Source organism: Candidatus Methylomirabilota bacterium, assembly GCA_035260325.1.
Classification (GTDB): Bacteria; Methylomirabilota; Methylomirabilia; order Rokubacteriales; family CSP1-6; genus AR19.
Genome location: DATFVL010000139.1, coordinates 1 through 9,166, shown reverse-complemented (window position 1 = coordinate 9,166; position 9,166 = coordinate 1). Strand labels below are relative to the sequence as shown.

Sequence of the window (9,166 nt, the reverse complement as noted above, 5' to 3'; positions counted from 1 at the left end):
CACGAGCCGCCTCGCCACGCGGAGCCGCGCTCGGCGCCGCCGCATCCCGGCGCGCCCGCCTCACCGCCCCCGGGCGAAGGCGCCACCGGCTCCGGCCAGCGGCGCCGGCGCCGTCGCGGGCGCCGCGGCGGGGGCGGCCCGCGACCCGAAGGGCCGGCGCGCCAGGCCTAGAGCGCGAGGCCGGCGCGCGCCCGGCCGTGCGCCGGCTGGTCACCGCGCATCGTGTCGGGGTTCACGCGGCGGAGCAGCGCCAGGTGGTAGGTGAAGAGCTGGAGCGGGACGACGGCGAGCATCGGTGACAGGAGCTCGTCCACCGCCGGCAGCGCGATCGTCTCCGCCGCGAGCCGGGCGAGCCCGTCGTCGCCCTCGCGCGCCAGGGCCACGACCGGCGCGCCCACCTCCTTCGCGACGCGCGCCACGGCCAGGCAGCGCTCGTGGGACGGCCCGGGCGGCGCGATCACGAAGACCACGTCCTCGGCGTCGAGCGCGGCCCACGGACCGTGGAGGAACTGCTCGCAGTTGAGCCCGAGCGCGATCGAGTGGTTGGCCTCGCTCATCTTGAGCGCCGCCTCGTACGCGGTCGCCGTGTTGGGCCCGCCGCCGACGAACCAGTAGCGGCGGCGGCCCGCGAAGCGCGCGGCCAGCTCCTCCCACGCCTCCTGTCCGAGGAGGAGCGCCAGCATGTCGGGGATCTCCTCCAGCTCGTGGAGGAGCCCCTCGTTCTTGCCGACGCCGGCGGCGAGCGTGACGAGGAGCGCCAGGGCGGTCGTGTAGCTGACGGTGTGCGCGGCCGAGCTCTCCTGGTCCACCGTGCGGAGCACGTGGTCAGCCGCGGCGAGCCCGTCGTGGCCCTTGCCCGTGATCGCCACGCCCACGCCGCCACCGGCCTTCGCCTTGGCGAGCGCCTCGAGCGAGTAGCGCTTGCTGCCGCGGTGGCTGACCACGACGACGCCGGTCCGCGCGTCGGGGTCGGGCCAGTAGCCCTTGAACTCGAAGGAGTGGAACGCGCGCGCGCGGTGGCCGAGCCGGCCGGCGTGGGCGAAGAGGAGCTCGCCGACGAGCGCGGCATGCCACGAGGTGCCGATGCCCGAGAGGAACACGCGGTCCATGCCGGCGAGCCGCGCGGCGGCGGCCTCGATCACCTCGCCCTGGCCGCGCGTGACGAGGCGCAAGGCGCCCGGCTGGGCGTAGATCGCGTCGTGCATGTAGTAGGGATGGCCCGTGCGGGCGGGCGGTGGCGTCCAGGCCATGCGGCTCGGCCCTCCTTCTGTCTCTCGGACTCGGGGCGGCGCTCAGCGCGCCGACGGAAACGCCGGGGCGCGCTTCTCGCGGATCGCGCGGGCGCCCTCGCGGACGTCGGGATGCATGAACGTGAGCATCTCGAGGGCGAGCGACTGGTCGAAGATCGGGCCCGCCTGGCGCAGCCAGTTGTTGAGCGCGCGCTTCGTCCAGCGGATCGAGAGCTGGCTCCCCTGGGCGAGCCGCGTCGCGACGTCGAGCGCCTTCGGCAGGACCTCGGCCGGCGGGACGCAGAGGCTCACGAGGCCGATCCGCTCGGCCTCCCGGCCGTCGAGGAAATCGGCGGTGAGCAGGTAGTACTTCGCCTTCGCCATCCCGCAGAGGAGCGGCCAGACGATCGCCGCGTGGTCACCCGCCACGACGCCGAGGCGCGTGTGGCCGTCGGTGAGCCGCGCGGTCTCCGAGATGACGCTGACGTCGGCGAGCAGCGCGACCACGAGGCCCGCGCCCACGGCGACGCCGTTGATCGCGGAGACGACGGGCTTATCGAGGTTCACGATGTTGTAGACGAGGTCCGACGCCTCGCGCAGCGTGCGCGCCACGGCGTCGGCGTTGCCCGCCATCTCCTCGACCAGCGCGAGGTCGCCGCCCGCCGAGAACGCCTTGCCGGCGCCGGTGACGACCGCGACGCGCGTCCCGGGGTCGGCGTCCACCGTGAGCCAGACCTGCGTGAGCTCCCAGTGCAGGCGCGCGTTGGTCGCGTTGAGGACCTCGGGACGGTTGATCGTGATCAGGAGCACCCCGTGGGGCTTCCGCTCGAACGCGAGGTGCCGGTAGTCCGCGTAGTCCATGATGGTCTCCTTATACCGGCTCGGGCCCGAGGCCGCCACCGGTCCACGAGAACGAGCGCGCCGCGCTTGTCGGGATGGCCGCAGCAGCAGCCCGCGCCGCGAGAATCAGCCCGGCGTCGGCCACGTCAGCGCCGGCGCCGGAGGAAGAGCACGCCCGTCAGCGCGAGCGCGCCGCCCCACACGGCGCCGAGGTTCGGGGCGAGCCGCGCGCCGAGGAGCCCGGCGAGGAACGGGCCCGCGAAGATCCCCCCGTCCACGCAGACGCGGTAGAGGCCCGTGCGCCACGCGATGCGCTCGGGCGCGGTCTCGCGCCGGAGCACGCCGAGGGGGAGCATCCACGCCGACATGGAGAAGCCGAAGAGCGCGGCGCCGGCGCCCACGACGGGGAGCGTGCCGAAGGCGACGAGCAGGAGCGCGCCCGACGTGACGAGCAGGCTCACGCCCAGCACGCGCGCCGGCCCGACGCGGTCGGCGAGCGCGCCGACGGGCAGGAGCGCGACGATGTCGCAGGCCTGCATCGTCATCAGGAGGCGCGCGATGCCCGCGCGCTCGAGTCCGAGCGTGCGGCTGCCGCGGAGCGGGAGCAGGAACTGCTCGACCGTCGAGTACGCGGCGGCGACCGTGCCGCCGGCGGCGAACGCGAGGACGACGCTCGGCGTGACCGCCGGGGGCGTCGGGCCCGCCGGCGGGGCGGCGTGCCGGGCGAAGAGGGGCCGGGGCGCCGCGCCGTCCGAGGGCGGCAGGCGGCGCATGAGCGCCGGGACCGTGGCGGCGGCGAGCAGCAGGGGCGCGCCGGCGACGAGGAACGCGGCGTTCCAGCCGAGGCTCGCCGGGAGCAGCCCGACCAGCAGCGTGCCGGCGAGGAGGCCGAGCATGCCCGAGAGCTCGAAGGCGCTGAGCGCCGAGGCGAGCTTGAACGCGGTGGCGAACCGGAGGAGCGCGGTGAGCCCGCTCATCATGCTGAGCGCGTGCCCGACGCCCATGAGGAGCCGGCCGAGCACCACCCCGGCGAACGACCCGCCCGTCGCGACGATCAGGATGCCCGCCGCGAGGAGACACGGGCCGAGCACGAACGCGCGCCGCAGGTGGTGGGTGAGGAAGAGACCGACCGGGACGTCGGCGAGCATCCGGGCGAAGCCGTAGGCGCCGGCGACCACGCCGAGCTGCCAGTCGGGCAGGCCGCCCGTCCGGCCGATCTCCGGCAGGAGCGTGGGGAAGGCGCCGCTCGTGACCGTGGTGGCGAAGCCCGTGAGGCAGAGCAGGACGATGAGCGGAGTCACGAGGCCTTTTATGGTAAACCATGGCTCATGCCCCGGCCTGAGACGATGCGCCTCGCGGTGGACGGCCCAAGGGCATGGCTCACCCTCGACCGCCCCGAGGTCCTGAACGCGGGCGACGCGCGCTTCGTGCGCGACCTCGGCGCCGTCGTGGCCGAGTTGTCGGCGCGGCCCGAGGTCCGCGTGGTCGTGCTGACGGGCGCCGGGCGCGCGTTCTGCACGGGCGTGGATCTCAAGGCGCTCGCGTCGGGCGCCGTGGGCCTCCCGGACTTCGTCGCGTGGGAAGACGCGATGGTGGCGATCGAGCGGATTGACACGCTCTTCGTCGCCGGGATCAACGGCCACTGCCTCGGGGGCGGCCTCCAGCTCGCGCTCGTGTGCGACTACCGGCTCGCGGCGGAGGACGCGCTCCTCGGCCTCCCCGCGGTGAAGGAGTGCCTGATCCCCTCGATGTCGCTCTACCGCCTGCCGCGGCTCATCGGGCTCGCGCGCGCCAAGGAGCTCATCCTGCTCGGCGAGCCCATCGCGGCGCGCGAGGCCGAGCGGTACGGGCTCGTCAATCGGGTCGTTCCGGCCGCCGACTTTCCGAAGGCGCTCGACGAGACGGTCGAGCGGTTCCTCGCGCTCCCGCCGGCGAGCGTGCGCGCGAGCAAGCGGCTCGCGACGCGCGCGTTCGATCTCGACTTCGACACGTTCCGCCGCGAGATGAACCGGGAGCTCGCCGCGTGCCTCGGCTCCGAGGAGCACCGCCGGGCGATGGACGAGATCCGCGCCCGGACGAAGCGCTAGGGCTGCCGATGCTGCTGCCGACGTCGGTGGTGGGAAGCCACGGCCTGCCCGGCTGGGTGTGGCTGGCGCGCGAGGCGATGGAGGGCGGCCGCCTCGGCGCGGTGGACGTGCGCGAGCTCATGGAGGACGCCACGCAGGCGGCGCTCCTCGACCAGGAGCGTGCGGGCGTGGACGTCGTGACGACGGGCGAGATGATGCGTGTCCGCTTCATCATCGGCTTCTACGACTTCATCGAGGGAATCCGCGCCCTCGAGCCGCCGCGCAAGCTCGGCCAGCCGCTCTGGGACACGAACACGCCGTTCGAGGTCGTCGGCAAGATCTCGGCGCCCCACGGCCTCGGGATCGTCGACGAGTGGAAGCTGGCGCGCGCGCTGACGACCCGGCGGATCAAGGCGACCGTGCCGGGCCCGTACACGCTGCTCGTCCCGCTGCGGCTCGGCGGCGGCTACACGGACAGGGACACGCTGCTGGCCGACCTCGTCCAGATCGTCCGCGCCGAGTGCAAGGCGCTCGTCGCGGTCGGCGCCGACTTCATCCAGATCGACGAGCCGCACAGCGGGATGTACGCGGGCTCGGTGCCGCAGTTCGCGAAGGGCGTCAACCGGGCCGTCGAGGGCGTGGACGCGAAGATCGCCGTCCACATCTGTTTCGGCAACCTCTACGGCCGGCCGTTCAGCGCCGTGCGCGACTACCGCAACGTCTTCCCGACGCTCCACGAGCTCTCCGCCTCGCAGGTCGTGCTCGAGTTCGCCAACCGCGGCATGGAGGACGCCGCGCGCTGGAAGGACTTCCCGAAGGACAAGGAGCTCGGCGCCGGCGTCGTGGACGTGAAGGCGTTCAAGGCCGAGACGGGCGCCGACGTCGCCGAGCGCATCCGCGGCTTCCTCAAGTACGTCCGGCCCGACAAGCTCTGGGTGAACCCGGACTGCGGATTCTGGGAGACGCCGCGCTGGGTCGTGAAGCAGAAGCTTGCCGCGCTCGTCGAGGGCGCGCAGCTCGTCCGCAAGGAGCTCTCCGGGTGAGCCGCCGCCGCGCGCGCTGGCTCCTGACGCTCGCCTTGCCGGTGCTGGTCGGCTGCGCCGTCGTCTCGCGCGCGCGCACCGACTGGTGGGCGCTCGAGCGCGGCCCCTCGGGCCTGGCGCCCGATCCGGCGTTCACCCCGGAGGCGGTCGTGCAGGTCTACGCCGCGCGCGCGGTGAGCTGGCGCGGCGTCTTCGCCGTGCACACGTGGATCGCCGTGAAGCCCGACGGCGCGGCGGCCTACACGCGCTACGAGGTGATCGGCTGGGGCGTGGACCGCGGCGCCCCCGCGGTGCGCGTGAACCGCACGGGCCCCGACAACTACTGGTTCGGCGACCGCCCGGTGCGGCTCGTGGACCTCCGCGGCGCCGGCGTGGACGCGATCGTCACGAAGATCGAGGCCGCGGTGGCCGCGTATCCGTATCCCGCGAGCTATCGCACCTGGCCCGGGCCCAACAGCAACACGTTCACGGCGTGGGTCGGGCGCCAGGTGCCCGAGCTCCGCCTGAAGCTCCCGCCGACGGCGATCGGCAAGGACTACCTGCCGGGCGGCGCGCTCGCCGGGCCGACGCCGAGCCGCACGGGCGTCCAGCTCTCGCTCTTCGGGCTCGGCGGGATCGCGCTCGGCGTGGAGGAGGGCATCGAGCTGAACGTCTTCACGCTGAACTTCGGCGTGGACGTGAAGAGCCCCGCGCTCAAGCTCCCCGTCCTCGGCCGTCTCGGCGCGTCCTGAGCGCCGTCGCCGACGGCCTCAGCGCGCGGGCACGAAGACGAAATCGCCGTCGATGGCCGAGGCATCCCAGGGAACTTGCCGGCCGCCCGTCACCGTGAAGACGGCCCGCCGTGCGCGGGTGAAGACGTCCTCGATCCTGAGCCCGGGCGTCGCCAGCTGCGCCACGAGCGCCCGCGTATAGTGGCCGTGCTGGCCGTCGTCGCCCGCTTCGGCGCCGGGCGCGGCTGCAAAGGCGATCCACCGGAAGGATCCCGACGTCGGATCCATGAAGGCGAGCCTGGAGCCGCCCTCGAGGATCAGGAGGTTGAAGGTGTTGCCGGCGCGCTCGATGAGAATCTCGAGCTCCTCGAATCCGACGAGCTCGCCCGGGGGCGCCGTGGGTGTCGAGTCCACCGGGACGAGGTAGTTCTTCCCCGCGCGGCCGACGGCGTGGCCCGAGTAATAGAGGATCGCGAGGCTCACGTTACGCACGCGGCCCGCGAAATCGCCGACCGCGCGCCGGAGCTCGGTCGCGTCGGCGTTCTCGACGGTACGGACGGCGAAGCCCGCGTCCGCGAGCGCCCGCGCCATCGCGCGGGCGTCGTTCAACGCGTGCGGCCGCGGCGCCGCGGCGGTGTAGCGCGCGTTCCCGATGACGAGCGCCGCGCGCGTCTCGGACGGGCGCACGGGCGCCTGGGCGAGGGCGAGGCCCGACCCCACCGCGAGTCCGAGCGAGCACAGGAAAGCGACCAGGCGGGCCGGAGTCATTCGATGTCGTCCGCGGTCCCTTCCTTCTCGTCGGGACCGAGGGAGAAGAGGTCGTACGGCTTGTCCTTGCCGGGGTGGCGGTAGACGAACGGCCGGCCCCAGGCGTCCGTCAGCGGGAGGGCCGGGTCGAGGTACGGGCCGCCCCGCCCACCCTTGACGGCGAGCGACGCGAGCCCCTGCTCGGTCGTCGGGAGGGCGCCCTCATCGAGATTCCGCATCTCGAGCGCCTGGCGAAGCGCGCGGAGGACGGCGCGCGTCTGCGAGATGTAGCGCCGCCGCGCGTCCACCTCCCAATCGGCCGCGCGCTCGGGCCGGTGCGCGCGGAGCGCGGCGATCGCGAGGTCGTCGAGCTTCCGGTTGTAGAAGTCGGCGGGGTCCCGGGCGGTCAGCCGGCCCACGACCGCGCCGATCTCCTCCTGGAGCTTTTGCATCGTCTCCGCGGTCGTGGGCTGCGTACGCCGGTCCAGCAGCTCGACCAGCAGGTCGGCCAGCCGCTTCTGCGCGTCCTGGGCGGCGACGGCCGGCGGCGTGAGAACGAGAAGCGCGGCGAGCGCCAGCGCGCGTCTCATGCGGGCACCCTACACCAAATGCCCTGTCGGTGATATCTTCGGGGGCCATGGACACCCTGGAGCTCGGCCTCAAGGACAAGATCGTGATCGTCACGGGTGGCAACGACGGGCTCGGCCGCGCCTGCGTCGAGCGCTTCGCGCGCTCGGGCGCGAAGGTCGCGACCTGTGCGCGGCGCAAGGCGCTCCTCGAGAGCGTGGCGGAGGAGGTCCGCCGTTCGACCGGCACCGAGGTACTCGCGATGCCGGCCGACGTCACGCGCGCCGACCAGGTCGAGGCGTTCGTCGCCGCCGTGCTCGCGCGCTGGGGCGGCGTGGACGTCCTGGTGAACAACGCGGGCACGTCGTCGGCGGCGGGCTTCGAGCAGGTCGATGACGCCACCTGGCACGCGGACATCGAGCTGAAGCTGATGGCGGCGATCCGTCTCTGCCGGCTCGTCATCCCGCACATGAAGCGGCGGGGCGGCGGCCGGATCATCAACGTCACGACGGTCGGCGGCAAGGCGCCCGCGGCGCGTTCGCTGCCGACGAGCGTGACGCGCGCGGCCGGCATCAACCTCACCAAGTCGCTCGCGAACGAGTACGCCGCCGACAAGATCCTCGTCAACACGATCTGCCTCGGCGTCGTGAAGAGCGGCCAGTGGGAGCGGCGGATCACGGGCGACCGCGACACGTTCTACCGCGAGATGGCCGAGAAGCGCCGCGTGCCGCTCGGCCGGTTCGGCGAGGCGCACGAGTTCGCCGACCTCGTGGCCTTCCTCGCCTCGGAGCGCGCCGCCTACATCACGGGGACGGCGATCAACTTCGACGGGGGCGTCTCGGCCGCGTTCTGAGGACCCCGGGTTCGCGGATGCCCAGGAGACCCACATGCTGAAGGGACGATCGGCGGTCGCGATCCTGCTCGCGCTCGGCCTGGTGCTGGGCGGGAGCTCGCTCGCGCTCACGCAGGAGAAGCCGCCCGCGCGGCCGGGCGGCGGGCGCGGCGGCGAGCACCCCCACATGCACATGGCGATGCGCGCGCTCCATCGGGCGGCGGAGCAGCTCGAGCAGGCGCCGCACGACTTCGGCGGCCATCGCGCCAAGGCCCTCGCGCTGATCCGGCAGGCGGACAAGGAGCTCCAGGAGGCCCTCGCGTACGCGAAGGCCAACCCGCCCAAGGCCGCGCCCGCCGCGCCGGCTCCGGCCCCCGCGCCGAAGACCCAGTAGACGATGCTCGCGCTCCACACCTGGACGCTCGACACGACGCCGCTGGCCGACGTGCTGCGCATCGCGCGGCACGCCGGCTGGGACGCCGTCGAGCTGCGGCGGATCGACTTCGAGCGCGCGGCCCAGAAGGGCCTGGCGGCGGCCGACGTGCAGGCACTCGTCCGGGGCAGCGGGCTTCCCGTCGCGTGTGTCGGTGTCGAGCTCGGCTGGATGTGGGCGGAGGGCGACGAGCGCCGCCGCCTGCTCGGCGTGTTCGACGAGCAGTGCGCGCGCGCGGCCCTCCTCGGCTGCGGCACGGTCATGAGCCCGGTGGACAAGGGCCGCGGCGACCTCCGGCGCGCGGCGGAGAGCGTGCGGGAGGTCGGCGACATCGCGGCCAAGCACGGCGTGCGGCTCGCCGTCGAGTTCAACTCGCAGGCGGCCGAGCTGAACGCGCTCCCGCGGATGCGCGAGGTCATGGCGAAGGCGTCCCATCTGCGCTGCGGGCTCCTGCTCGACACCTACCATCTCTGGCGGAGCGGGGCCACGATCCGCGACGTGGAGGACGTGGCCCTCGAGGAGATCGCCTACGTGCAGTTCAGCGACGTGCCGCGGAGCGGCCTGGAGCCCGGGAAGTTCACCGACCGGCTGCCGCCCGGCCAGGGGATCGTGCCCTTCCGCGAGTTCTTCGCGCTCCTCGAGTTCAAGGGCTACGGCGGGTTCCTCTCCTACGAGGCGCCGAACCCCGCCGCGTGGGCG

Annotated in this window: 11 protein-coding genes; 6 read left to right on the top strand and 5 right to left on the bottom strand. The window is 73.7% G+C overall.

The window, feature by feature from the left end:
- Positions 1-167: 167 nt before the first annotated feature.
- The 3 genes from VKG64_09300 to VKG64_09290 form a co-directional block, all read right to left on the bottom strand.
- Positions 168-1,250 (bottom strand): SIS domain-containing protein, encoded by a 1,083-nt coding sequence (locus tag VKG64_09300; GenBank protein ID HKB25236.1) that lies wholly within the window; start codon positions 1,248-1,250, stop codon positions 168-170.
- 42 nt (positions 1,251-1,292) lie between these two features.
- Entirely contained in the window at positions 1,293-2,090 is a 798-nt protein-coding gene (locus VKG64_09295; GenBank protein HKB25235.1) for an enoyl-CoA hydratase/isomerase family protein, read from the bottom strand.
- Positions 2,091-2,215: 125 nt separating this feature from the next.
- Positions 2,216-3,370, bottom strand: a complete 1,155-nt coding sequence (locus VKG64_09290) for an MFS transporter (protein HKB25234.1) — start codon at positions 3,368-3,370, stop codon at positions 2,216-2,218.
- Between the two features lie 27 nt (positions 3,371-3,397).
- On the opposite strand from VKG64_09290, the gene VKG64_09285 reads away from it, so the two are divergent.
- Genes VKG64_09285 through VKG64_09275 form a run of 3 tightly spaced genes read left to right on the top strand, consistent with a single transcriptional unit; the run spans position 3,398 to position 5,909 of the window.
- Positions 3,398-4,156, top strand: coding sequence for an enoyl-CoA hydratase/isomerase family protein (locus VKG64_09285; protein ID HKB25233.1), 759 nt, complete (start codon positions 3,398-3,400; stop codon positions 4,154-4,156).
- A gap of 8 nt (positions 4,157-4,164) precedes the next feature.
- Positions 4,165-5,178, top strand: a complete 1,014-nt coding sequence (locus tag VKG64_09280; protein ID HKB25232.1) for a cobalamin-independent methionine synthase II family protein — start codon at positions 4,165-4,167, stop codon at positions 5,176-5,178.
- The gene (locus VKG64_09275; GenBank protein HKB25231.1) at positions 5,175-5,909 is read left to right on the top strand and encodes a DUF3750 domain-containing protein; all 735 of its coding nucleotides are present in this window, start codon (positions 5,175-5,177) and stop codon (positions 5,907-5,909) included. Before VKG64_09280 ends, VKG64_09275 begins: the two co-directional genes overlap by 4 nt.
- 18 nt (positions 5,910-5,927) lie before the next feature.
- On the opposite strand, the gene VKG64_09270 is transcribed toward VKG64_09275, so the two are convergent.
- Together VKG64_09270 and VKG64_09265 are read right to left on the bottom strand one after the other, a co-directional pair.
- On the bottom strand, positions 5,928-6,608 hold the full coding sequence (locus tag VKG64_09270; protein ID HKB25230.1) for a caspase family protein: 681 nt from the start codon (positions 6,606-6,608) through the stop codon (positions 5,928-5,930).
- Between the two features lie 44 nt (positions 6,609-6,652).
- On the bottom strand, positions 6,653-7,225 hold the full coding sequence (locus tag VKG64_09265; protein ID HKB25229.1) for a type II secretion system protein GspG: 573 nt from the start codon (positions 7,223-7,225) through the stop codon (positions 6,653-6,655).
- Between the two features lie 47 nt (positions 7,226-7,272).
- Between VKG64_09265 and VKG64_09260 the strand changes: the two genes are divergently transcribed.
- The 3 genes from VKG64_09260 to VKG64_09250 form a co-directional block, all read left to right on the top strand.
- A complete protein-coding gene (locus VKG64_09260) occupies positions 7,273-8,055 on the top strand; it encodes an SDR family oxidoreductase (protein HKB25228.1) in 783 nt (260 codons plus the stop codon).
- A gap of 34 nt (positions 8,056-8,089) precedes the next feature.
- Positions 8,090-8,428 (top strand): hypothetical protein, encoded by a 339-nt coding sequence (locus tag VKG64_09255; GenBank protein HKB25227.1) that lies wholly within the window; start codon positions 8,090-8,092, stop codon positions 8,426-8,428.
- Positions 8,429-8,431: 3 nt separating this feature from the next.
- Positions 8,432-9,166: sugar phosphate isomerase/epimerase family protein (locus VKG64_09250; GenBank protein HKB25226.1), on the top strand; the 735-nt coding region annotated here is incomplete at its 3' end.